Below are 23,716 nucleotides of genomic sequence, written 5' to 3'. Positions count from 1 at the left end.
AATGAGCAGTCATCACAACGATAAAGCGACCTTTCTTGAGCGCCTGATCTTCAACAATCGCCCGGCAGTGATCGTCATTTGCCTGCTGGTGAGCATTTTTCTGTTCTGGCAGGCGACGTTGATTCGCCCCTCCACCAGTTTTGAAAAGATGATCCCGCTCAAGCACCCCTTCATCGAAAAGATGATGGAGCACCGCAACGACCTGGCCAACCTGGGCAACACGGTGCGCATCTCCGTGGAGGCCAAGGACGGTGACATCTTCACGAAGGAGTACATGGAGACCCTGCGCCAGATCAACGACGAGGTGTTCTACATCTCCGGCGTTGACCGCTCGGGCCTCAAGTCGCTGTGGAGCCCCAGCGTGCGCTGGACCGAGGTCACCGAGGAAGGTTTTGCCGGCGGCGAAGTGATCCCGCAGAGCTACAACGGCTCGCCGGAAAGCCTCGACCAGTTGCGCAACAACGTGCTCAAGTCCGGCCAGGTGGGGCGCCTGGTGGCCAACGACTTCAAGTCGAGCATTGTCGACATTCCGCTGCTGGAGTCCTACCCGGACCCACAGGATCAGGGCAAGTTGCTGGCCCTGGACTACCGCAAGTTTTCCCACGAACTTGAAGACAAGATCCGCGACAAGTTCGAAGCGCAAAACCCCAACGTCAAGATTCACATCGTCGGGTTTGCCAAGAAGGTCGGCGACCTGATCGACGGCCTGGTCATGGTGGTGATGTTCTTCGGCATCGCATTCGTCATCACCCTGATTCTGCTGCTGTGGTTCACCAACTGCCTGCGCAGCACCGTCGCGGTGTTGAGCACCACGCTGGTGGCGGTGGTCTGGCAGCTCGGCTTGATGCACTTCTTCGGTTTCGGCCTCGACCCGTATTCGATGCTGGTGCCGTTCCTGATCTTCGCCATCGGTATTTCCCACGGCGTGCAGAAGATCAACGGCATTGCCTTGCAATCCAGTGAGGCGGACAACGCGCTGACCGCCGCCCGACGCACGTTCCGGCAATTGTTTTTGCCGGGCATGATCGCGATTCTCGCCGACGCGGTGGGCTTTATCACCTTGCTGATCATCGACATCGGCGTGATCCGCGAGCTGGCCATCGGCGCCTCCATCGGCGTGGCGGTGATCGTGTTCACCAACCTGATCCTGCTGCCGGTGGCGATCTCCTACGTAGGCATCAGTAAACGCGCCATCGCCAAGAGCAAAAAGGACGCGCACCGCGAACACCCGTTCTGGCGCCTGCTGTCCAAATTCGCCAGCGCCAAAGTCGCGCCGGTGTCCATCCTGCTGGCGCTGATCGCCTTCGGTGGCGGCCTCTGGTACAGCCAGAACCTGAAAATCGGCGACCTCGACCAGGGCGCACCGGAACTGCGCCCGGACTCGCGCTACAACAAAGACAACAACTTCATCATCAACAACTACTCCACCAGCTCCGACGTGCTGGTGGTAATGGTCAAGACCCGTGCCGAAGGCTGCTCGCGCTATGAAGCCATGGCGCCCATCGACCAGTTGATGTGGAAGATGCAGAACACCGAAGGCGTGCAATCGGCGATCTCGTTGGTGACCGTGTCCAAGCAGATGATCAAGGGCATGAACGAGGGCAACCTGAAATGGGAAACCCTGTCGCGCAACCCCGACGTGCTGAACAACTCCATCGCCCGCGCCGACGGCCTGTACAACAACAATTGCTCGCTCGCGCCGGTGCTGGTGTTCCTTAACGACCACAAGGCCGAAACCCTCGACCGCGCGGTGCATGCGGTGCAGGACTTCGCCAAGGAAAACAACAAGGACGGCCTGGAATTCATCCTCGCCGCCGGCAACGCCGGGATCGAAGCGGCGACCAACGAGGTGATCAAGGAATCGGAGCTGACCATCCTCATCCTGGTGTACCTGTGCGTGGCGACCATGTGCATGATCACCTTCCGCTCGTGGGCCGCCACCCTGTGCATCGTGCTGCCGCTGGTGCTGACCTCGGTGCTGGGCAACGCGTTGATGGCGTTCATGGGCATCGGCGTCAAGGTCGCGACCCTGCCGGTGGTGGCGCTGGGCGTGGGGATTGGCGTGGACTACGGCATTTACATCTACAGCCGTCTGGAAAGCTTCCTGCGCGCCGGCCTGCCACTGCAAGAGGCCTACTACCAGACGCTCAAATCGACCGGCAAAGCCGTGCTGTTCACCGGCTTGTGCCTGGCCATCGGGGTGTGCACCTGGATTTTCTCGGCCATCAAGTTCCAGGCCGACATGGGCCTGATGCTGACCTTCATGCTGCTGTGGAACATGTTCGGCGCGTTGTGGCTGCTGCCGGCGCTGGCACGGTTCCTGATCAAGCCTGAAAAACTCGCGGGGCAGAAGGGCAACTCGCTGTTTGCACACTAAGCCCGACACCGTCGCGCGGTGCCGTGTGGCAAGGGTGCAATGCCCTTGCCACACGGCATCTCAGGTTGTGAAGTGGCCCAGCGCAATGCACTGGGCACGGGTTGAGCGCAGGGCCCGTGGCATTGGCGCGATTGCCAGGAACAACTGATCCACGGGCGGCGTAATCAGCACATACAGAATGTGGGTCAGCGGTTCGCCGCCGGGTTCCGTGCGGGTATGAAGGTCGGCCTGGACATGTTGCTTGAGCAGGTCCTTCTGTGTGTACTTGCGCTGTTCCGGCAGCTTCAGGTGGGCCCGCGTGTAGTCGGCGGGCAGGGCGTCGGCATTGGCGTAATGAAAATGCGCATACCACAGCACCACCGGCGGTTTTTTGGCCTTGTCGTACACCGCGTACTCAGTGAAGAAGTCGCCGCTGAGGGTCGGGCGCTGCGGGTCGGCCAGGCTGGTCAGGTTGATGTCGATCTGTTTTTGTTCCCACAGGTAATTGAGGCTCTCCTGGGTCGGCCATTGCCGTTTGTACGCCTCACTGCACACGCGCTGCGCCAGCCGGCCGATGTCCCGGGCGTGTGCCCGGTATTCATCGATCAGGCGTTGCACCGCGGTCTTTTGCGCCAAATGGTCGCGTGCCAACTCATCGGCCAAGGCCGTGAGCTTTCCGGCGTGGCCCATCAGCAATTCATTCCAGCCACTCGGGTCGACATGTTGACGGGTCAGCGGCGAGTCGAGTTTTTGCTGCTCGGCCGTGATCAGCTGTTCAATGCCTTTGCGTTGTTCGATCAGCGCCTGGGCCAGGCCTTTGAGGGTTGCCAGTGAGCGACCTTGGGCTGTGCCTGCCGGGGCAGCCGCGGGGTCCTTCGCGGTGTTGGCCCAACCGTCTTCGTGGCGGCTGAACGAGGCAATGGTTTCGCCGGTCAAGGCGTCGGTGAGGGTGAGCTGCTCCTGGCTGTTCTGGGCATCGGCAGGCTTGAGCTCACCGATGAAGTACGCCTTTTTGCGGGTTTTGAACACGCGCTTGGCCGGGTTTTTGGGACGCAGGGTTTTCGATAAGGGCAGCTCGACGTCCAGCTCTTCCTGCTTGCGTACCACCGCTTCAAGTTCGCTTTGCGCAAGCGCCTGGGCAAATTCAAGGCCTCTCAGCAGGCGTTCGGCCTCCGGGCGCAGGCGCCCAGGGTTGAGGGCTTTGAGGGCGCGAATCGCATCCTCATGACGGCGGTACCGGTCAAGGACCGTTTCATACACATTACGTTGCTCGGCCAGCGGGTACTCGGCACCGCTGCGCACTTCCACGTGAGACTGCAGGGCTTGGGCCAGGTCGCTCTGTTCGAGGCGGTTGAGGTAAAACTCCTCCAGAGGTGGCAGTCGTCGGTCGGCCGTCGCCAGGGTGGCGGCGGCGAGGTAATTGAGCGCACTGAGCCTCAGGTTGTTGGCGAAAAAATTCTGCGGGTATTGGATCAGCGTCAGGCATTCCTGGCGGATCACACGGCCCGCCACCGAGTCATCTTCCAGTTGTTCGAGCGTATGCTCCATGGCCGCCGCGACCTCGGCCATGTGCTCGCGGATATTGGCCGATTCAACCGTGTTGCGGATGTATTCGTTGTAGACGGCGGTGTCTCCCAGCAGGTTGTCGACAAACATCCTGCGCGCCATCTGCCCCATGGGCTCGCCCGTGCTGGAAAAACGCATGGCGTTCAACCGGTCCACCAACAACGTCTGGATGGCCGACTGCTGGTTCCAGATGGTCCCCAGGATTTTTGCCCGATCAAGCACGTGCACGCCGGCGCCGCCGACCTTTTCCAGTTCCTGGCCCACCTTGACCATTTCCAGGCGTGGGGGCAGGGACTGGGCAAATTGGTCTTCGAGGTTCTGCAGCAGAATCTGAAACTCGGTGCGTCGTTGCTGGTGGTTCAGGGTCTCCTGCTGATGCCGCACCGCCAGGGCGGGCCGCCGCTCGGGCGGCGCTTTTTGCAGAAGATTCCAGACCAATTGCACGGTTTTGCGTTGGTTTTTCAAGGCGGTGGCGGCGGACCACATGCGCTCCATCGATGCCAGGAAGGGCGCCATCAAGGGGGTTATTTGCGTATCGAGTGCCTGCGCGCGTGCGAGCAGCTCGTTTTTTCTACGCTGGTTTTCCTCGCGCAAGGCCGCCATCCGCTTGGGGCCACCGCCCACCAGCTTAAGGCCGCGGTCCAGTGTCCAATGGCCTTTTCCATCGGTGCAAAGCTTGATGCCGGGGTGGTCGATTTTTTCGGGGTGCACGATATACACGTCGCCAAAACCGGGAACGATGCTGGCCCTGAACAACAACCCACCGACCGAGGCATGCCAGACCCCGTTGAGGTTGTACAAACCCAGGTGACGCCCGAGGCGGACCTGTGCAGGTGCGGGCTGTGGCCAGGGCACGCTGAATGCCCGCAGTTTTTCCAGCAGCGCTGCCGATGCAGCGTCGCTGGCCAGCGAATGATCGAAATCCAGCAGCGTGCGGCCACCGCCGGGCGGTTCGGAAGGCAGGCCGACCGTGCCACGTTCAATGATCGCCGGCGGGCTGCTTGCCGGGCCGAAAACTGCTCGCCGGAACGCCGGCTGCGTGGGCAAGGCTTCCTCACGTGCAGGGTGTACCGGCGCCGCCGTCAGCGAGCCCTGATGCACCAGCAGCAGGGCGATGTTTTGCAGCAGGTCGACCCACGCCAGCGCCCGCGTCTGAGGGTCGTCACTTTCCAGCGCTGGCACATCGTGCGTGAGGCCCTGCACCAGTTGCATCAGCCAGCCGATTGCCGCCAGTGGCCCGCGCACGGCCATCAGCAGGGTGTTGAAGCCCAGCTGCGTACCTTCCAGGATCAATGCCCAGCGGCTCTCGCTATTGGACGTAGACTCGCGCTCAGCCTGCGCCAGCAGTTGCTGAGTTTCGCAGCCAAACAGGTACTCCATGAGGCTGCCATTGTTCAGGGCTTGGAGGATTTCGTCGCTGCTCTGGTCGCCCGCGGCGGCCAATTGCGCCGGTTCAGGCACGCGCGGCAGCGGGTCGAATTCCGAGCCCAGGCCGACCCGCACGTAGTGGGGCTGGGTAAACCCACCGTTGCTGTAGATGGCCCTGGCCGAGTCCGGCAACCAGGTCAAGACGCTGTCCTGCAACGCGCCGGGCCGTACGAGGGCGGCCAGCAGGCTGTCGCGACTGGCAAACTCCAGCAGCGAGTCGCAATAGGCCGGCCGATACAGCAGGTGCGGGCCTCGTTGCGTATCGAGGGGCTCGATGATGAACATGTTTTGCACCACGTCCGCCGTGGCGCCGGGCTTGCGCACCAAGGCCAGCACCCGCATGACGAGGCTTTCACCGCCAACCTGGCGCCCCGTGGGGGCTGGGTTCAGCACGGCCTCCACCCACTGAACGCCGCGCGATGTCAGGCCTGCTTCGCCTTTTAGCTTGTGCTCCAGCGCTTGGGTTTTCAGCTGCACCGGCCGTTGCTGTTCGAACAGTCGTGTGCGTTTTTGAGCGGCCTCGGTATCGCTGAGCAGCGCCTGGTGCAGGTAATGAGGGTAATTGTTGCCGATGTCGACACGCTGGACCAGTTGGCGAAGGCCGTCGGCTGTCAGCCAGGGTTCAATTACCCGGCCGGTGCGGTGGCTGAGTGTCATGCGGCCTTTGGGCGCGCCCGAGAGGTTTTTCAGGGCCAGATCGACCAGGCTCAGGGTCACCGGCTCGACATAACCGCCGGCCAGGGTGCCCACCGCCACGTGAAAGGTCAGTTGCAAATCGTCGGCGTGGTACCCGCTCGACCGAGCGGCATCGTCGCAGGCGCGTTGACCACCCAGGGCGACGCTGCGATCCAGGCACAGTTGCTGATTCAAATGTTCGGTTGCATAGCTGCGCAGGGTTTCCAGGCTGTCGACGTCTGAATCGCCAAGGGTCAAGCGGCGGATTGCGGCCTGTTCAAGCAGGCACTGACGGTAGGCAAGGCGCTCGGCCGCGCCGGCGTGCTGCAGCCAGGCGGGCAGGGCTGCGCGGATCGAATTCAGGGTTGCCAGCGGTGTGGTGGTCGAGTGGCTGAAGACCTGCGCCGGGTTTGTAGCGCCAGCAAACCGCAGCTCCAGGGCCTGCACGCTGGACCCGGCCGGGAGCTCAATGGCCGCGAGAGTGTCCAGTTGCCCCTCAAGTATGAGCGCGGCTTGCACCTCGAAAATATTGCCGTCGGGCTCGTACTGCTTCCAGGTCATCCGCTGCGCGCGAAAACGCTGCTGCAGGTGCATTCCCCAGGCCTGGCCGAAGGCATCGAGGTCGGCGTACGCCTCGATCTGCCCCGATACGCGGCACAGCAACACCTGCGCAGGGGCGACCACCAGCACATCGCTGGCTTGCAGGGTGAGTCGGCTGCCTGCCTGCTCCAGAACGGTTTCCAGGGTATAGGCGCGCACGGCCTTCTGCGGCCAAGGGCGCTGGGCGCGCGTACTTCGATCGGGGTAACGGGCCAGTGTGACGAGGGTATCGAGCTGTCGTGCCAGGTTCCCTGGCTGGCGAATGGCCGAGTCGAGCAGCGCGCCTTGCAGCACGTGGGCCAGCCACTGCCAGCGGCTGCCGCCGGCATCCGTGTCCTGGCTCCAGTAGGCAGCCAGGGCGTCTTGAAAGGCGATGCTCAGAATCAGCGGCAATTCTCTGATAACGGCTTCGATCACTGCCAGGTCGTAGTCGTGCCGGCCATTGGCCTCAAAGGTCAGCCGGGTACCCGTGGCGTCGCCCAGGTAACAGTCCAGGCCGTAGCGCATGGACACATCGGGAAAGCTGCCATCGGCCAGGTGACTGAGCGCCACCTCCAGCAGCGGGAACAGGCTGCGTCCGCCGCCGTCACGGGGTATGGCCAGGCGCAGGTCCGCAAGCGGATAGCTCAGCGGCGGGTATTTTTCCTTCAAGTGGTCGGCCAGCAACTGCGCGGTGACGGAGCGCAGTGTCGGGCGAGTGAGAAACCGGGCTTCAACCGCTTGTCGGGCCGGGTGTGCAGCAGGGACGGTGTTCGGGTCTGTCATGGGTATTCCTTTACAGGTGAGCAAAACGCGCCCTTGCAAAGTAATGCGCTGCGTCGCCCGGAGGCGGTAGCCCGTTATGGCTTTAGGTGCGGGCAGCAAACTGGCCTATCATTAGCGCTTTGAACCTGATGAAAGACTGTGATGACCGATAATTTGCCTGCCGTCCTGAAGACTTCCGACATGCTTGAAATCGACGGGCTGCATGCCTTTGATTTCACCTTTGATGAACAGGCCTTGCTGATCACCGCCATGGACGGCCGTGCTGAAAAACGCTGGCGTTTCAGCCTGGAGCAGGTACAGGCCGCCACCTTCGATGACACCTTGCAAAGCTGGACCCTTAACGGTGATTCGGGCGAGCACCGCCTGATCTGCATGAGCGCGTTCACCGGCAACAATAACGACGAGGATGAAGCGGATGATGATGCGTAAATTCTGGCCCCTGCTGATGGCGGGCAGTGTCGGTGCCATGTCGGTGCAAGCCGCACCGGCAGACACCTATGAACTGCTGGTGGGCAGCTACACCGCCGGTACCAGCGAGGGTATCTACCGCCTGCAGTTTGACAGCCGTACCGGTCAATTCAGCGGCAAGCCGGTACTGGCCGCGAAGGCAGCCAACCCGTCGTGGCTGACGATCTCCAAAGACCAGAAGCATTTGTTCGTGGTCAACGAGAATGGCCCGGGCCAGAAAGACCCGGTCGGCCGCGTCAGCAGCTACAGCATTGACCCGCAGAACCATCAGTTGACCCTGATCAACCAGGTGCAGAGCCTGGGCAATGAACCCACCCATTCCAGCCTCGCCGCTGATGGACGTTACCTGTTCGTTGCCAACTATTCGGTACTCGAAGATCCGGGTGGCAGCCTCGCGGTGCTGCCGGTTGACGCCGCTGGCAAGCTGTCGGCGCCGGTGCAACTGAGCGGGCATCCGTCCAGCCGGGTAAACCCGGAGCGTCAGGCCTCCAACCATGTGCATTCGGTGGTGTCATCGCCGGACGGCAAATACGTGTTCGTTCAGGACCTGGGGGCCGACAAGGTGTTTGCCTACCACTACGACCCCAAGGCCAACCCTGAACTGCCGCTGACCCCGGCCAACCCTGCCGCCGTGCCAATGCCACCGGGCAGCGGCCCGCGTCACTTGCTGTTCAGCGCGGATGGCAAGCATGCCTGGCTGACCACCGAAATGAGCGCCCAGGTTGCCGTGTTCGATTACAACGACGGCAAGCTCAGCCAGACCCAACTGGTGGACTTTGCTGGTGGGCAGCCGGTGGCCGACAAGGCCGGCGCGGCGCTGCACGCCTCCAGCGACGGCAAATTCCTGTACGTGAGCAATCGCGGCACCGCCAACCAGATGCTGGTGTTCAGCATCGACCCGGCCACCGCGCACCTCAAGGAACTGCAGCGCCGTTCCGTGGAAGGCGACCACCCGCGCGAGTTCAGCCTGGACCCGAGCGGCAAGTTTTTGCTGATCGCCAACCAGAAAAGCAACGAAATCGTGGTAGTCGAACGCGACCCCAAGACCGGCATGCTGGGTAAAACCGTGCAGAAATTGCCGATCGATGCCCCCAGTGACCTGAAGTTCCTGGTGCGTCAATAAGCCACAGGCCCCGCCATGCGGGGCCTGACTCGGTGTATTAATTCTATTAATAGCGGCTACTGTTTCAAAACATTACCAAGGTTCAGCCCTCGGGCGTAAGTTGGGTTCCAAGGCCTCTACCGGCCACCTAAACCAACGAACACAAGGGTTACCGACATGAACTTGAACCTCTTCTCCATCATCGCCGCTTCCGCTGTTTCCGCCACCGTGGCATTGCCTGCCGCCGCCAGCGTGGAAGTTTCCGGCAAAAAATCCAGCACCAGCGCCTACACCCAGAAATACCTGCAACAAAGCGCCAACTTCTACGCCGCACTGGATCACAAGACCCAGCACTGAGCGTGAGCTGAGCGACGGTCACCTGTGGGCGCTGGCTTGCCTGCGATGAAAGCAACTCGGTGTATCAGTTGCACCGAGTTGTCGGTATCGCAGGCAAGCCAGCGCCCACAGGTGATTGTGTTGGGTTCAGGGTTTTGCCATTACCGCTGCAAACAGCGGTGATTCCAGAAAACGCTGTAGCCAGGCCTGCAACCGGTGATACTCCGTGCCGGCAAACCACTCGCAATCCACATGCGCGAACTGACGCACAAACGGCGCCAGTGCCACATCGGCCAGGCTCAAATGGTCGGCCAACAAGTATTCATTCCCCGCCAGCAAACCTTCCAGCTTGTGCAAAAACACCTCACCCTCGGCCCGATAATGTTCCATCGGCTGCTCCGGGTAGCGCTCGGCGTACTTGTATCGATTCAAGTGATGTTTGAAAGTCTGGTCGTTCTCGGCGATCAGTGCCAGCACCCGCGGGTCGCCCTTGAGCAACCAGTCATCAGGGTCGTGCTGCGCCAGGGCCCAATGCATGATCTCCAGGCTTTCCTCAATCACCCGACCGTCCACGCTCAATACCGGCACCGTGCCCTTGGGCGACAGCGCGAGCATGTCGGCCGGCTTGGCTTTCAGGCTCACCTCGACGATCTGCACGGGCACGCCCGTGTAGCGCAACGCCATGCGCGCGCGCATCGCATACGGGCAGCGCCGGAACGAATACAGCAGCGCCTCGCTCACTTGACCTCCAGCGTGCTCAAGCCATTGCCCTGACGCTTGACCTGGATCTGCACCGGGATGCGCTCGTGCATTTCCTGTACGTGGGAAATCACCGCCACCTTGCGGCCCTGGGCCTGCAGACCGTCCAGGGCGTCCATCGCCAATTGCAGCGACTCCGGATCAAGGCTGCCAAAACCTTCGTCGATAAACAGCGACTCGATCTTCAACGTGCTGGACGCCATCGACGCCAGGCCCAACGCCAGCGCCAGCGACACCAGGAAGGTTTCGCCCCCGGACAACGAGTGCACCGAGCGCAGTTCATCGCCCATTTCCGTGTCCATCACCAACAGCCCGAGCATGCTGCCGCCGCGTTTGAGGCGGTAGCGGCGCACCAGTTGGCGCAATTGCACGTTGGCGTGATGCACGAGCAAGTCCAGGTTGTAGGCCTGGGCGATCTTGCGGAACGTGTCGCCGGTGGCCGAACCGATCAGCGCATTCAGGCGCGCCCAGCGTTGCCATTCTTCATAGGCCTGGGTGATCTGTTCGGCCAGCGCGTGGTTGGCGTCCTGGCGGCGCTGGTCTTCGGCCTGGCGCGCGCGCAACTCGGCGCAGTGTTTTTCGCCCTCGGCCAATTGCTGGTTGAACGTGGCCAGGCTGCTATCGAGTTGCTCGGCGTCCAGGTTGCCGTTGTGCAAGGCCTGATGCTCGGCGAGGCGTTGCTCGCGTTCGTGCAGCAGCACCTTGGCTTGTTCGACGGCTTTTTCGCTGTGTTGCACCTGCTGGCGCAACGCGCTGATCTGGCTGTCATCAAAGGCCAGCAAGCGCGCGAGCCCGGCGTCATCCAACTCGGGGTGCAGCGCCCGCCATTCGCCCAGGCGTTCGTCGAGGCTGTGCTGCTCAGCAGTCAGTGCCTGTTGGCGTTCCTGCTGCGCCTTGAGGTCGGCAGCCAGTTGAATAAGGGCATTACGCAGGTCTTGCAGCTGTTGATTGGCGTCGGTTTCGCGCTGACGTGCCTGCGCCACCGCCTGATCCAGTTGCTGCTGCCACTGTTCAGCGCTGGCATGATCGCCCAGCAGCGCCGTAAGTTGTTCCTGCGCGGCCTGTCGCTGCGCGGACAACTCGGTGACGTGCTGATGCAAGACGTCCAGTTGCTGCTGGCGATGCTGCTGATGGGTCTGTTCTTTCTCGATGGCCTGTTGACGTTCCTGCTGCTCGGCCAGTTCATCGCGCTGATGGCCCAGCTGTTCCAGGCGCTGGCTGACCTGCTGGTCGAGCTGCATAAAGGTCGCGGCCGGTTCGCGGCGCAAGCCTTCGAGGGTTTCGGCGGGCAGCAGGCTGGCGAAGGCATGCAGCTCTTCGTCGAGACGTTCGCGATCGTTGGACAGCTCGCGTTGCTGGTCCACCAGCAACTGCCGAGCTTGCTGGCTCGCATCCTGAGCGGCTTGCAACTGCTGCTGCAAACGCCCGGCATTTTGTTGCAGGTTGAGCAGGGCGCCCTGGCGTTGTTCGTCCTGGGTGATGCTTTGCGTCAGCTGCGCCAGTTGCTGGGCCAGCCAGGTGCTGCGCTTGGTGGCGTCCTGGTTGAACAGCGAGGCCGACAGCGGGTGTGCATCCAGGCTGGGTTTGAGCGCGTGTTGCTGCGTCGCCAGGTGCTCCTGCTGTTGCAGAAACTCCTTTTGTTGCGCGATCAAACCACCCACTTCGCCGCGCAGCTCGGTAAGTTTTTCCTTGAGCACGTCGACGGCTTTCTGCGCCGTGGCTTCTTCGTTCTCATCATGCCGGCCGAGGCTTTGCAGCAAGGCTTCGGGCTGGTGATAGGGGTGCTCATGACTGCCGCACACCGGGCAGGGCTGGTCGTCCTGCAACTGCTCGCGCAATTCCTCGACGCTGGCGCTGCGGGCCAGGCGTTGGCGTTCGAGCAGTTGCTTGGTCACCGTCAAGGTTTGCTCGGCGACGGCCAGCTCGGCCTTGGTTTGCAGACCGGTCTGGTTCAGTTGTTCGCGCTGTTGCTGCGCGTCCGCAAGTTTCTGCGTCAGGCTGGCGGCCTGTTGGTCCAGCTGCTGCTGGTTGTCCCACAGCCGCGTCAGGTCTTCAAAGGCGCGTTGCTGTTTGCGGTTGTCCTGCAGCAGGCTCGCCAGTAGCTGGATCTGCTCGGCGACCGCGTGCGGCTCGGCGCCGGCTTCCTGATACAACAGGTCCAACGCGTCACGCTGCTGAGCGAACTTTTCGGCGGCGGTGGTGGCGCGTTGTTCCAGCTGCGGCAGTTCGCTCTGGCCTTTGTTCAAGCGATTGCCGATCAGCATCAGCTGTTGCAGACGGTCGCGGTAAGCGCTCCAGGCATCGCTCAGCGGCGCCAGGGCGGCGCTGCGCTCCAGCTCGGCAGCCAGGCGTTGCAGGCGTTCGGCAACGTGGGTGTGCTTGTCCTGCAAGCCCTTCAACAATGTCTGGCCTTGGGTGCAGGCGACTTCGTGTTGCTGTTGGTCCTCGGTGCGTTTGGCCAGGTCCTTGGTCAAGTGGGCGAGGGTGCTTTGTGCTTCAAAGGCCTGGCGCAACAAGGGCACGGCGTCGGCCTGGTGCTTCAGCGCCTCAGCCAGTGCCGCCTGGGCCGCCGCTTGCTGGGCTTGCGCCTGCTCCTGACGCATGTGCAGTGCGGTTTGCTGCTCGCTGTGTTGCTGAATCTGCGCGGCGAGCGGCGTCAGCAACGCGCCGAGTTCAGCCTGTCGAGCAAACTGATGGCGTTGTGGCGCCAAGTGCTCCAGGCGGCTCAGGTCCTGGCGTTGCTGGCCTTGGCCCTCCCAATCGGCCTGCGCGCGTTGCAGTTGCTCAGTCGCGCTTTGTTGGCGCTCCTGCCATTCGCGCAACTCCTTGAGCCAGGTGTGCTGCAACTCCAACTGCTTGAGCTGGGCCTGCTGGGTCTTGAGCTGCTGCTGCGCCGTGGCGAGCTGTTGATCCAGTTCGGCGCGGGCCTCGGCGGCCAATGGCACCACGCCGGTGGCCTGGTCTTGCAGCTGTTTGTGCGCGTCCTTGGCGTCCTTGGCCTTGTCGAAGGCGCGGCGGCCAAGCTGGGTGTAGAGCGCGGTGTCGGTGAGCTTTTCCAGCAGTTCGCTGCGCTCATTGTCGTTGGCCTTGAGGAACGCGCTGAATTCACTTTGCGCCAGCAACACCGCGCGGGTGAACTGCTCGAAATTCAGGCCCAGGGCCAGTTCCAGCTGGGTCTTGTATTCGGTCTTCTGGCTGGCCAGCAGTTGGTCGCTGTCCAGGTCGATCAGGCTTTGCCGGCTGTTCTGCAACTTGCCGCTGGCCTTGTCGCGGGCGCGGTTGGCTTCCCAGCGCGCACGGTAGCGACGGCCGTTGACGCCGACAAAGTCCACCTCGGCATAACCGCCGCCGGTGCCGCGGCGCAGCAGGGTGCGTGGGTCGCCGATGGAAATGTCGCTGTCGGCATCCGGCATCTTGGCCTGGCCGGTATCGCCCAGGCGCGGCACCGCGCCAAACAGCGCCAGGCACAAGGCATCGAGCAAGGTACTTTTGCCCGCGCCGGTCGGCCCGGTGATGGCAAACAACCCGGCGCTGGCCAGGGGCTCGGCGGTAAAGTCGATTTCAAACGGGCCGGCCAGTGAGGCAAGGTTTTTCAGGCGGATGGCAAGAATCTTCATGGCTGTTCACCCGCCTGTTGCACTTCCTGGAGCAGCACGGCGAAATCCTTCAAGGTCTGTTCATCCACTTCACTGCCGTAGTTGTCCTGCCAGGCGCGGCTGAACAGCTCCTGGGGCGTGAGCTGGTCGAGTTCGACCAGGCGCTCGTCGTCGGTGGCGTCGCTGCCGCGCTTGCCGGCATATTCGGCGGCGATGCGCACCAGGCGCACGGCCTTGCCTTGCAGGGCGGTTTCGATTTGCTGGCGCAGGTCCGGTTGCGGCTCGTCCAGGCGCACCCGCACTTCCAGCCACGGGTGGCGTTGGGTCTCGGCGAGCAGGTCGATGTCGGGCAGATCCGCCAGTTGCTTGAGGATCTCCGCCAGCGGCGCAGCGTCCAGGCGTTGCAGGTTGACCGAACGCGGAATCAGGCGCGGCTCGACGCTGACCAGGCGTCGGCCCTGGAAGACCACGTCGAGAATCTGATGCTTGTAGCCGATTTCGGAAAACGACAGGGGAATCGGCGAGCCGCTGTAGCGAATGCGTTCTTCACCGTTCACCTTTTGCGGCTTGTGCAAGTGGCCCAGGGCCACATAGCTCACGCTGGCATCGAACAGGCTGGCGGGCAGCGCCTCGGCATTGCCGATGATCAGGCTGCGCTCGGAGTCTTCCGACACCGAACCACCGGCCATATGCGCATGGCTGATGGCAATCAGCGCCTGGCCTTTTTTGCGTTTGGCATTGGCGGCGGCAATCAGCCATTCATGCACCTGGCCGATGCCGCGCAGGTAGTCGTCGCCCAAGTGCGCGCCGGTGACTTCCGCCGGGCGCAAAAACGGCAGCGCCAGGCACCAGGCGGCGATCTTGCCTTTGGCGTCAGGCAGCGGGATCAGCAGGCGCTCGGCATCCAGTTGGCCGTCATCCAGCCACAGCACGCGGCCCAAGGCATGCGTGCGCAGGCGGCGCATCAACGGCGCGGGCAATTCGATGCGCGAGCCGGAGTCGTGGTTGCCGGCGATCATCACAATCGTGAGTTTCGGGTTGTGTTCGTGAGCGCTGATGATGAAGTCGTACAGCCGCTCCTGGGCCTTGAGCGGCGGGTTGACCGTGTCGAAGATATCGCCGGCGATCAGCAGCGCATCGGGCTGCTCGGCTTTTAATTGGCCCAGCAGCCACTCGAGGAAACAGGCGTGTTCGAAGTCGCGTTCCTGGCCATGCAGGTTTTGGCCGAGGTGCCAGTCGGAGGTGTGGAACAGACGCAAGGCGAACTCCGGGGAGAAGATGAAAAGGAGGGGAGTTTACCTGTAAAAGCAGGTTCGGTGCCCGCGGCTGGCCCAGATCAACTGTGGGAGCTGGCTTGCCTGCGATGGTATCGCCTCGGTTGACTGAAAGACCGAGGTGCCTGTATCGCAGGCACGCCAGCGCCCACAGGGGTTATGCGGCGTGCAGGCAGTTCAGCGCGCGGTCGGCCAAGGTTTTGGCGTTGTTGATCAGGTGTTCGGTGGCGCTCGCCATGTCGCGTTCATGGCCGAGCAGCGTTTGCGTGGTGCCGGCCGCGGTGGCGGCGGCGCAGCGCAGCAGGTCGCAGATTTGGGCCAGGGCGTCTTCGAAGCTGAGGTCGTGATGCGCGACGAAGGACGGCAGTGAGTCGGGTTGCAAGTAATGGCGCAGGGCGCGCTCAAAAATTTCGTGGGGTGGGTCGGGGACGATTTTGTTCATGAATGAAACTCCTAGAAGGTTGGGAGCCATTCTTTTGCAGATCTCACTCGACAAAAGGTGGCAGCTATGTGCGGGGTGAGATAACCGGTAGGAGCACCCGGCCAGACCGAAGTCTGCCCGCACACAGCCGCCATAGAGCATATCGCTCGCGGTTGTGACACTTGGCGCCTACACAGGATCTCACCCCTGATCGCTGATATGCAGCGACGGAGCGAAGGCTAGCCAGTGAGGTGAGCAGGCGCAAGGCCGAAGGATTGTCTAGGAAACTTCCCGCAAATTAAAGGGATGTGGATTGCTGGCCTTTAACAATGCGTGTCGATCAGGCGGCACTGATCTACCGTGGGGGCGGGGGTGGGGGAGTACATATCCGTTGCTGCGGTCACGGCCACTTAGGGTTCCGCTCTTACAGCGGGTCACTTTTGGCAAACGCCCCAAAAGTAACCAAAAGGTCTGTGCCCCACCACTCGGTGCCTCGCCTAGGCTCGGCATTCCCTCACTCCGGCTTGAATCCGTGGGCCGCCGCGATGGGCCATCCATGGCCCAACGCGGCTAACCCGGCGTCCTGCCGGGTTACCCACGGATTCAAGCCTGCGTTCGGCCAGCGTGGTTGACGGGGCCTGTCAGATCAAGATCAAAAGCAGAGCACGGCGGCCTAGTAGCCGACCTGAGTGGTTGAAGCAAAGCAGGGCAACAGCACAGCAACACACCTCTATCTGATGCACTGAGCTCCAAATGTGGGAGCGGGCTTGCTCGCGAATGCGGTGGTTCAGTCAGCTCATATGTCACTGACCCACCGCCTTCGCGAGCAAGCCCGCTCCCACAATTTGACCGAGTTCAGCCTCCACCACCGCACTGCTTTGCTTTTCTGTGGGAGCTGGCTTGCCTGCGATGCAGGCACCTCGGTGTATCAGGCATAACCAGTTGATGCCATCGCAGGCAAGCCAGCTCCCACATTGAATTGAGTTCAGCATCCAGAATCAGGTCGGCTGTCAGGCCGCCTCGCTTTCGCTTTTGATCTAACCACTCAGGTCGGCTACTAGGCCGCCGTGCTCTGCTTTTGATCTTGATCTGCTTTTGACTTTGATCTTAGGCGCCCCGTTAAACCACGCTGGCCGAACGCAGGCTTGAATCCGTGGGTAACCCGGCAGGACGCCGGGTTAGCCGCGTTGGGCCATGGATGGCCCGTCGCGGCGGCCCACGGATTCAAGTCTGCGTGAGGGCACACCGAGCCTAGGCGAGGTGCCGAGTGGTGGGGCAAGAGCCTTTTGGTTACTTTTGGGCTCTTTTCAAAAGTGACCCGCTGTAAGAGCGGAACCAATACCCGCCATCACCCAAATAACGGATATACACCCAGCGACCCTGCGCCAACCACGGTCCAAACAGCATGGGTAAATACACCGCACACCCAGGGCCTACTTGGGATACAACGGCGGCAAGCTGGTGGTATCCGTCGCCGGGTCTTGCTCTCGCTCAGCAACCGGGATGGCCTTGACCGCCCGCCAAAGGTCTTCACCCAACCAGAAATGGCCACTTTCGCTGTAGAGCGCGCCATTCAACCCGTCCAGCGCATCCGACAACGGCACAAACCGCGCCGCCATGTCGGCCAAGGTCTCCGGCTGTTGCCGCGCCCAGGCATCCAGCGCCTGACGCGTGGCCTGTGGGTCGTTGGCCTGGGTGGCGCGCTTGAGGTCGTCGAGCAGTGAGCGCGGGCTCGGGCCCGTCTGAGCGGCCCGTTGCACAGCCGGTTGCCGACGCGCACGCCACCACAGGCCGAAGCCCAGCAGCGTGGTGCAGGCAAAGATCAACGTGCTGAGCTGCCACAGCCACAGGCGGTCATCGTCTGGTGCGGTGATCACGGTCGGCGTGGCGGGCGTGTCGACCACCAGGCTCGGGTTGGTCGCCACCTGCAGCGTGCGGGCAGGCAGGCTGGTGCGTTCGAGGTGGTCTTCGTGGGTGTTCCACCACACCACCTCGACGGCAGGCAGTTCGATGGCGCCGGCGCGGGTCGGCACCAGGGCTTCGCGGTCTTCGCGGCTGCCGGTCAGGCCGTGGTCGTTGTTCTGATTGCCCAGCACCGGCTGGTCGGGGTAGCGGCGCAGGCCATTGATGTCGGTGCTGGGCAGGGCCGGCAGTTGCGCGCTGGACAACCCTTCGGCCTTGACCGTGAGGCTGCGGGTCAGCGAGTCGCCGACTTGCACGTGCTCAGGCTCTGGGTTCCAGGCTTGCGTCAGGCTGAGGCTGCGGGCCGGTATCCACGGCGCGTCGGCCGGGTACAGCGTCGGCTTGGGTTTGACCGTCAGCGCAATTTCGGCTGAGCTGACGTGAATCAGCTTGCCCGGCTTGGTGCCCTGCAGCGTGTTTTCCTGCGGCGGGCGCGATTCCACCAGCGTGGCGCTGAAGGTCTGCCCTGGAATCACCAAGGCGCCGCTGTGTTGCGGGTAGATCGCATAGCGGGTTTCGATCACGCCATGGCGAATGCTGTTGATGACTTTTTCATAGGTGCGCGACTCGCCCAATTGCTCGATGCGCGCATCGGGAATCTGCAACGGCGTGAGGCTGCTGTCGTCATACAGCGACACCGAGTGGTACACGCGCACGGTCAGCAGCGCCTGGGCCTGGACGTACACGCTGCTCTGGTCGAGGTTGGCCTCGATGAACACCGGGGCCAGTTCGGCGCTGGTGTTCTGGCTCGCGGTTTCGACCACTTGCAGGCTGATCGGCTGGGTCTTGAGCTCGCCCACTTGCAGCGGTGGAATCACCACCGTGCCGTTTTCCTTGGGCAGCAGGGTGATGATCCAGCGCGTGGTGGCGTGATTGTCGCCGCCCAGGGTGGTCAGTTGGTTGATCTGGCGGGTGCCGCTGACTTCAAACTGCGCATCCAGCGGCGCCAGGTCCGGCTTGCCGAATTGGGTGACGTCGCTGGACTCGACCGTCAGCTCCACCGTTTCCCCGGAATTGAGGCGGCTGCGGTCGACGCTGGCGACCAGGTTTGCCGCCTGGGCGTGGCCTGCCGTTAACGCGAGCAGGAGCAGAAGGGTGGTGCGGCGGCTCATCGAGTCTTGTCCTGATGTTGTTGCTGTTCGTACCAGAATTTGCGCCGCAGCAGTTCGCCGGGGTTGTCCGGGATCTCCCGCAGCCATTGCTCCAGGGCTTGGCGATGTTCGCCGTCAATGTTGGCATCGGCAGGGCGCAGCGGCGGGGTGGTGGTGTGTTCATCACCCAGTTCGCTGCCCGGTACGTCGTTGCCGCCAGCTTTGGGCGTGCCGCCGGTCTGGGTATCGCCGGTGCCGGCCTCGCCCTGGCCTTGGGGCGATTGTTCGCCACTCGTGGCACTTTGCCCGCTGGTGCCCGGTTGCGCAGTTTGGCCGGGTTGGGTGGTTTCGTCATCTTCCTTTTTTGCCGGCTTGGCGGGCTCGGGCTGGGCCTTTTCCTGAATCAGGGTTTCGACCAGCGCTTTGTTTTTCAACGCCGGTTGCAGGTCGGGTTGGGCTTCCAGCGCCTGTTCGTAGGCATCAATCGCGGCTTCCAGTTCGCCGGACTTGGCCAGGGCATTGCCGCGGTTGTAGTGGGAATAGGCGTCATTGCTCAGCGCAAAACGCTTGATCGCCTCGGCGTAATTTCCCGCCTCGTACAAGGCAACGCCCTGCCATTGCGGGTTTTCGAAGTGTTCGGCGGCTTCGGCCGGGCGTTTTTTCTTCAGCAGGTACTGGCCCTGTTGGTCGGGACGCAGCCACAGGTCCTGGAAATCGAAGGCATAGCTGGGCTGCGGCGCACCCATTAACAGCAACGGCAGGCAGAACAGCCAGCCGCGGCGCCCGGCGCAGGCCGCGAGCAGCAACAGTGGCAGCAGCAGCCAATAACCCTGGTCGGCCCAGGCATCGAGGTGCAGCAGTTGGCCGTCGTTGCGCAGGTTCTGCGGGCCATCGAGCAGGTTGAGTTGGCGCAGGTCCTTGTCGTCCAGGCGCGCGGCGCGATAGCGGCCGCCCATTTCGCTGGCAAACGCCTTGAGGGTCGGGCTGTCGAGGCGCGGCACCAGAATCGCGCCCTGGTCGTCCTTGAGGAACTCGCCGCTTTCCTGGGTCACCGGCGTGCCTTCACGGCTGCCGATGCCGAGGATCGACAAGCTGGGCGCCTGGGCCCCTTGCAGCTGCAGCCGAATGCCTTGGCGCTCCTGCTTGGACAGCGATGCGCCCACCAACAACAGGCGCCCTTGGCCCAGACCGCCTTGCTTGAGCAAGCCCAGGGCCTTCTCCACGGCGAGGTCGGCGCGATGGCCGGGCTCGGGCATGATCGAGGGGCGCAGGGCTTCGAGCAGGTTGCGGCTGGTGGCCAAGTCATCCGACAGCGGCACCAGCGTGTGGGCGCTGCCGGCATACACGACGATGGCAGTCGGTGCATCGGCGCGCGCCTGCAGCAAGTCATACAGCTTGCGCCGAGCTTGTTCGAGGCGATTGGGCGGGCTGTCGGTGGCGAGCATTTCCGGGGTCAATTCCAGCAGCACCACCAGCGGGTCGGCGGGTTTCTGGCTGGACTGTTCAACCCGTTGCCAGCTGGGGCCGAGCAACGCCAACACGGCCAACAGCCAGGCGATGCCCAGCACCACCCACGGCGATTTGCTCTCGCGGCCATTGCCGCCACTGAGCAGCACCGCATGAAACGCCGGCGGCAAGATGATCTGCCAGCGCCCGGCGCGCTTTTGCCGATGCCACAGCTGCCACAGCAGCCAGCCGAGCAACGGCAACAGCACTACACACCAAGGGCGGAACCAGTGCGGCCAGAGGTCGATCATCGACGCCTCCGCAAACGCAGGCGTTTGAGGCGCTGGCGCCATTCTGGGTGCTGTTGCAGGAAATTGCCCTTGGTCGAGAGTTTATGCCAGGCGCGTTGCAGCGCGTTGTTGGGCCAGCGTTCCTGGATCACCAGCAACAGGCTCAGAACCAGCGCAAGGGCCAACGGCGCGCTGTACAGCGCCAGGGCCGGACGTGCCTGGGTCGGTTGCTGGGCAACGGGCTCAAGCTGGTCGAGGGTTTGCTTGATCTTGAGCAACTCGTCGCCGTCGCGGGCGCGGAAATAGCGGCCACCGGTGGCGTCGGCGATGGCCTTCAACGCGGGTTCGTCGAGGTCCAGGCTCGGGTTGACGCCCAGAATGCCCAGGGAACCGGTTTGCGCCGGATCGGCGCCGATGCCGATCGGGTAAATCTTCACGCCTTCTTCAGCGGCCAGGCGCGCGGCGGTCAGCGGGTCTATCTGTCCGGCGTTATTGGCGCCGTCGGTGACCAGAATCAGCACGCGGCTTTGCGCCGGGCGCTGGCGCAGGCGTTTCAGGGCCAGACCGATCGCGTCGCCGATGGCGGTGTTCTTGCCGGCGATGCCGATGCGCGCTTCGTCGAGCCAGGCGCGCACGGTACGCCGGTCAAAGGTCAGCGGCGCTTGCAGGTAGGCCTGGCTGCCAAACAGGATCAGGCCGACGCGGTCGCCTTCACGGCTTTCAAGGAAGTCGCCGAGCAAGTGTTGCACCAGGCTCAAGCGGCTGACGTCCTCGTCCTGCCAGTGCATGTCGGGGAAGTCCATCGAGCCGGACACGTCCACCGCCACCAGCAGGTCGCGGCCGCTGGCGGCAATCGGCAGCGGCTCGCCGAGCCATTCCGGGCGCGCGGCGGCGGTCAACAGCAGCAACCACATCACCACAAACGGCGCCTGTTGGCGCCAGCCGGGCAGGTTGACGCGTGCGCGGCGGCGGGCCAGGCCTTCGAGGTCGGCGAGGTAGCTGACCTTTAACGCCGGCTCACCGCTGTCGGCCACCGGCAAGACCAGTCGCATCAACCAGGGCAATGGCAACAGGGCGAAGATCCACGGCCAGGCGAACTCAAACATGTTTGCGAATCCAGGTGTCGACGGCTTGGGTCAGGCCGGCGATGGCCTTGTCGTCGAGTTTGCATTCGGGTTTGTAAGCGCCTTCCACCAGCACCATCCAGCGCGTGAGGCCGGCAGCCGGGCAGCGGTTGTCGAGGAACGCCAGCCATTTGCGGCCATTGAGGGTGTGGCTCTGGCTGTAGGGGTAATCGTTGCGGCACAGGCGCTTGAGCAGGCCGTTGAGTTGCTGCAGCCAGGCACCGGCGGGCGCGCCGTCGTAGGGTTTGGGCATCAACGCCAGCTCGGCGAGGGCGGCGATGCGCAGTGGGTCCAGCGGTTGTTCGGCGCGGGCCACCGGGCGGCGCTTGGGCAGCAAACGGCGCAGCGACCACAGCCCCCAGCCGAGCAGCGGAATCACCAGCAGCAACAGCCACCACCCCGGCGCAGGCGGCCAGAAACCGATCGCCGGCGGGGCGATCAAGGGTTGCAGTTGGTCGAGGCTGCTCATTGCTTTTTAACCGGGCGTTGCGGGTTGAGGTATTCGCGCAGTTGCTCGACCATTTCGCTTTGCGTGCTCAACGGCATCAGCAGGATTCGCAGCTTTTGCGCCAGCAGCTCCCAACGTGCGATGCGGGCTTCGGCCTGGGCTTTGTAGGCCTGGCGCAAATCGAAGTTCAGCGTGTCGAGTTCCAGTTGTGCGCCTCGCTCGGCAAAACGTAAGAGCCCGGCGGCGGGCAGGGCGTGGTCCAGCGGGTCTGAAATCGGCAACAGCAGCAGGTCGCAGTGCCGAGACAGCAGGCTGAGCTGTTGCTCTGCGCCTTCGGTCAGCGCGCGCTCGTCGCAGATCACAATCACCAGGCTGCCTGGGCGCAGCACTTCGCGGCCACGGCGCAGCGCCATGCCCAGCGCGTCGGCTTCGGGGCGGCTCTCGGTGTTCAGGCTCTGGTTGACGCGCACCAGGCGGTTGAGCAGTTGCAGCAGGCTTTGTTTGCTGCGCCGGGGTTTGATTTCGTAGTGTTCGTTGTCGCCAAACACCAGCCCGCCGACGCGGTCGTTATGCCCCAGCGCTGCCCAGCCAATCAGGCTGGCGGCTTGCGCGGCGAGCACTGACTTGAACATCTGGCCAGAGCCGAAAAACAGCCGACAACTTTGCTCAACCATGATGAAAATCGGACGTTCGCGCTCTTCGTGGAACAGTTTGGTGTGCGGCTCCTGAGTGCGCGCCGTGACGCGCCAGTCGATGGTGCGCACGTCGTCGCCGGCCTGGTACACGCGCACCTGGTCGAAGTCGACGCCACGCCCACGCAGCTTGGAATGATGCAGGCCGATCAGCGGGCTGCGCTGGCTCGGCGTGGAAAACAGCTGCACTTCGCGCACGCGGTGGCGCATCTCAATCAATTCGCTGAGTGTGACGCGGATGCCATCGCTTGCGTTCATGGGGTTCAAGCGACGGCAACGACGTCGAGGATGCGTTGCACCACACGGTCCTGGTCGATGCCGGCCGCTTCCGCTTCGAACGACAGGATGATGCGATGGCGCAGCACGTCGAACAGCACCGCCTGGATGTCTTCCGGGCTGACAAAGTCGCGCCCGGCCAGCCAGGCGTGGGCACGCGCGCAGCGGTCCAGGGCGATGGAACCACGCGGGCTGGCGCCGTAGGCGATCCACTCGGCCATCTCCGCGTCGAACTTGGCCGGGGTGCGGGTGGCCATGACCAGCTGCACCAGGTATTCCTCCACCGCGTCGGCCATGTACAGGCCGAGGATTTCCTTGCGCGCCGCGAAGATCGCCTGCTGGCTGACGCGGCGCTCGGGTTTGGTTTCACCGTTGAGGGCTTCGCCGCGGGCTTGTTGCAGGATGCGCCGTTCGACGGCAGCGTCCGGGAAGCCGATTTTGACGTGCATCAGGAAACGGTCGAGCTGGGCTTCGGGCAGCGGGTAGGTGCCTTCCTGCTCGATGGGGTTTTGCGTGGCCATTACCAGAAACAGCGGCGACAGGTCATACGTGCTGCGGCCCACGCTGACCTGGCGCTCGGCCATGGCTTCGAGCAATGCCGACTGCACCTTGGCCGGCGCGCGGTTGATTTCGTCGGCCAGCACCAGGTTGTGGAAAATCGGCCCCTGCTGGAACACGAAACTGCCGGTTTCCGGGCGATAGATCTCGGTGCCCGTGATGTCGGCGGGCAGCAGGTCGGGGGTGAACTGGATACGATGGAACTGCGCTTCGATGCCTTCAGCCAACTCTTTGATGGCCTTGGTCTTGGCCAGGCCCGGTGCGCCTTCGACCAGCATGTGGCCGTCGGCCAGCAGGGCGATCAGCAGGCGATCAATGAGTTTTTCCTGGCCGAGAATCTGCGTAGAAAGAAAAGTTCGCAGCGCGAGCAGCGCTTCACGATGTTCCATCGATGACGGTTCCTGGAGAGATTGACCGGGCGTTGATAAAAAGCGCCGGGCCTGGGGCGCTTACTTTAATGCATCGAGGGGGGTGGCGACTAAC

The 23,716-nt window shown here is 63.1% G+C and carries 15 protein-coding genes; 4 read left to right on the top strand and 11 right to left on the bottom strand.

The features are described from left to right. Window position 1: 1 nt before the first annotated feature. Window positions 2-2,377 carry an RND family transporter gene (locus L8K08_RS15205; protein ID WP_106580502.1) on the top strand — a complete coding sequence of 792 codons (2,376 nt, stop codon included), beginning with the start codon at window positions 2-4 and terminating at the stop codon, window positions 2,375-2,377. A 60-nt stretch (window positions 2,378-2,437) separates the two neighbouring features. Here the strand turns inward: L8K08_RS15205 and L8K08_RS15200 are convergent, their stop codons facing one another. Further along, window positions 2,438-7,390: a hypothetical protein gene (locus L8K08_RS15200; RefSeq protein ID WP_242198318.1), complete on the bottom strand. Its 4,953-nt coding sequence runs from the start codon at window positions 7,388-7,390 to the stop codon at window positions 2,438-2,440. A 141-nt stretch (window positions 7,391-7,531) separates the two neighbouring features. Between L8K08_RS15200 and L8K08_RS15195 the strand changes: the two genes are divergently transcribed. The 3 genes from L8K08_RS15195 (at window position 7,532) to L8K08_RS15185 (ending at window position 9,317) form a co-directional block, all read left to right on the top strand. Next, window positions 7,532-7,819, top strand: coding sequence for a DUF5629 family protein (locus tag L8K08_RS15195; RefSeq protein WP_242198316.1), 288 nt, complete (start codon window positions 7,532-7,534; stop codon window positions 7,817-7,819). Then, complete coding sequence (locus L8K08_RS15190) at window positions 7,806-8,981, top strand: lactonase family protein (RefSeq protein ID WP_242198314.1); 1,176 nt, start codon at window positions 7,806-7,808, stop codon at window positions 8,979-8,981. Before L8K08_RS15195 ends, L8K08_RS15190 begins: the two co-directional genes overlap by 14 nt. A 156-nt stretch (window positions 8,982-9,137) precedes the next feature. Further along, entirely contained in the window at window positions 9,138-9,317 is a 180-nt protein-coding gene (locus L8K08_RS15185; protein ID WP_145166200.1) for a hypothetical protein, read from the top strand. Window positions 9,318-9,443: 126 nt separating this feature from the next. On the opposite strand, the gene L8K08_RS15180 is transcribed toward L8K08_RS15185, so the two are convergent. The 10 genes from L8K08_RS15180 to L8K08_RS15135 form a co-directional block, all read right to left on the bottom strand. Then, window positions 9,444-10,037 (bottom strand): glutathione S-transferase, encoded by a 594-nt coding sequence (locus tag L8K08_RS15180; RefSeq protein ID WP_242198312.1) that lies wholly within the window; start codon window positions 10,035-10,037, stop codon window positions 9,444-9,446. Beyond that, a complete protein-coding gene (locus tag L8K08_RS15175; protein ID WP_242198310.1) occupies window positions 10,034-13,672 on the bottom strand; it encodes an AAA family ATPase in 3,639 nt (1,212 codons plus the stop codon). The genes L8K08_RS15180 and L8K08_RS15175 overlap by 4 nt, the downstream gene beginning before the upstream one ends. After that, on the bottom strand, window positions 13,669-14,910 hold the full coding sequence (locus L8K08_RS15170; protein WP_242198308.1) for an exonuclease SbcCD subunit D C-terminal domain-containing protein: 1,242 nt from the start codon (window positions 14,908-14,910) through the stop codon (window positions 13,669-13,671). The genes L8K08_RS15175 and L8K08_RS15170 overlap by 4 nt, the downstream gene beginning before the upstream one ends. 172 nt (window positions 14,911-15,082) lie before the next feature. Next, window positions 15,083-15,367, bottom strand: coding sequence for a hypothetical protein (locus L8K08_RS15165; RefSeq protein WP_242198306.1), 285 nt, complete (start codon window positions 15,365-15,367; stop codon window positions 15,083-15,085). Window positions 15,368-16,779: 1,412 nt separating this feature from the next. Beyond that, the gene (locus tag L8K08_RS15160; RefSeq protein WP_242198303.1) at window positions 16,780-18,420 is read right to left on the bottom strand and encodes a BatD family protein; all 1,641 of its coding nucleotides are present in this window, start codon (window positions 18,418-18,420) and stop codon (window positions 16,780-16,782) included. Then, window positions 18,417-20,156, bottom strand: coding sequence for a tetratricopeptide repeat protein (locus L8K08_RS15155; protein WP_242198300.1), 1,740 nt, complete (start codon window positions 20,154-20,156; stop codon window positions 18,417-18,419). Before L8K08_RS15155 ends, L8K08_RS15160 begins: the two co-directional genes overlap by 4 nt. Further along, the gene (locus tag L8K08_RS15150; protein ID WP_242198297.1) at window positions 20,153-21,241 is read right to left on the bottom strand and encodes a VWA domain-containing protein; all 1,089 of its coding nucleotides are present in this window, start codon (window positions 21,239-21,241) and stop codon (window positions 20,153-20,155) included. The genes L8K08_RS15155 and L8K08_RS15150 overlap by 4 nt, the downstream gene beginning before the upstream one ends. After that, on the bottom strand, window positions 21,234-21,728 hold the full coding sequence (locus tag L8K08_RS15145) for a DUF4381 domain-containing protein (protein WP_145166030.1): 495 nt from the start codon (window positions 21,726-21,728) through the stop codon (window positions 21,234-21,236). Before L8K08_RS15145 ends, L8K08_RS15150 begins: the two co-directional genes overlap by 8 nt. Next, the gene (locus tag L8K08_RS15140; RefSeq protein WP_094952755.1) at window positions 21,725-22,657 is read right to left on the bottom strand and encodes a DUF58 domain-containing protein; all 933 of its coding nucleotides are present in this window, start codon (window positions 22,655-22,657) and stop codon (window positions 21,725-21,727) included. Before L8K08_RS15140 ends, L8K08_RS15145 begins: the two co-directional genes overlap by 4 nt. Before the next feature lie 5 nt (window positions 22,658-22,662). After that, window positions 22,663-23,622 (bottom strand): MoxR family ATPase, encoded by a 960-nt coding sequence (locus L8K08_RS15135; protein WP_034106117.1) that lies wholly within the window; start codon window positions 23,620-23,622, stop codon window positions 22,663-22,665. Between the last annotated feature and the right edge of the window lie 94 nt (window positions 23,623-23,716).

Source organism: Pseudomonas sp. TREG-RG-20F-10-E-6-01 (assembly GCF_022662455.1).
Taxonomy (GTDB): domain Bacteria; phylum Pseudomonadota; class Gammaproteobacteria; order Pseudomonadales; family Pseudomonadaceae; genus Aquipseudomonas.
This window is presented reverse-complemented; position numbering and strand designations above follow the sequence as displayed.

Bases quoted from the DNA above. Each gene is read 5' to 3' on its own strand.
- L8K08_RS15175 (WP_242198310.1), bottom strand. From the start codon at position 13,672: ATGAAGATTCTTGCCATCCGCCTGAAAAACCTTGCCTCACTGGCCGGC.
- L8K08_RS15195 (WP_242198316.1), top strand. From the start codon at position 7,532: ATGACCGATAATTTGCCTGCCGTCCTGAAGACTTCCGACATGCTTGAA.
- L8K08_RS15135 (WP_034106117.1), bottom strand. From the start codon at position 23,622: ATGGAACATCGTGAAGCGCTGCTCGCGCTGCGAACTTTTCTTTCTACG.
- L8K08_RS15165 (WP_242198306.1), bottom strand. From the start codon at position 15,367: ATGAACAAAATCGTCCCCGACCCACCCCACGAAATTTTTGAGCGCGCC.
- L8K08_RS15150 (WP_242198297.1), bottom strand. From the start codon at position 21,241: ATGTTTGAGTTCGCCTGGCCGTGGATCTTCGCCCTGTTGCCATTGCCC.
- L8K08_RS15155 (WP_242198300.1), bottom strand. From the start codon at position 20,156: ATGATCGACCTCTGGCCGCACTGGTTCCGCCCTTGGTGTGTAGTGCTG.
- L8K08_RS15160 (WP_242198303.1), bottom strand. From the start codon at position 18,420: ATGAGCCGCCGCACCACCCTTCTGCTCCTGCTCGCGTTAACGGCAGGC.
- L8K08_RS15185 (WP_145166200.1), top strand. From the start codon at position 9,138: ATGAACTTGAACCTCTTCTCCATCATCGCCGCTTCCGCTGTTTCCGCC.
- L8K08_RS15145 (WP_145166030.1), bottom strand. From the start codon at position 21,728: ATGAGCAGCCTCGACCAACTGCAACCCTTGATCGCCCCGCCGGCGATC.
- L8K08_RS15205 (WP_106580502.1), top strand. From the start codon at position 2: ATGAGCAGTCATCACAACGATAAAGCGACCTTTCTTGAGCGCCTGATC.
- L8K08_RS15200 (WP_242198318.1), bottom strand. From the start codon at position 7,390: ATGACAGACCCGAACACCGTCCCTGCTGCACACCCGGCCCGACAAGCG.
- L8K08_RS15190 (WP_242198314.1), top strand. From the start codon at position 7,806: ATGATGATGCGTAAATTCTGGCCCCTGCTGATGGCGGGCAGTGTCGGT.
- L8K08_RS15140 (WP_094952755.1), bottom strand. From the start codon at position 22,657: ATGAACGCAAGCGATGGCATCCGCGTCACACTCAGCGAATTGATTGAG.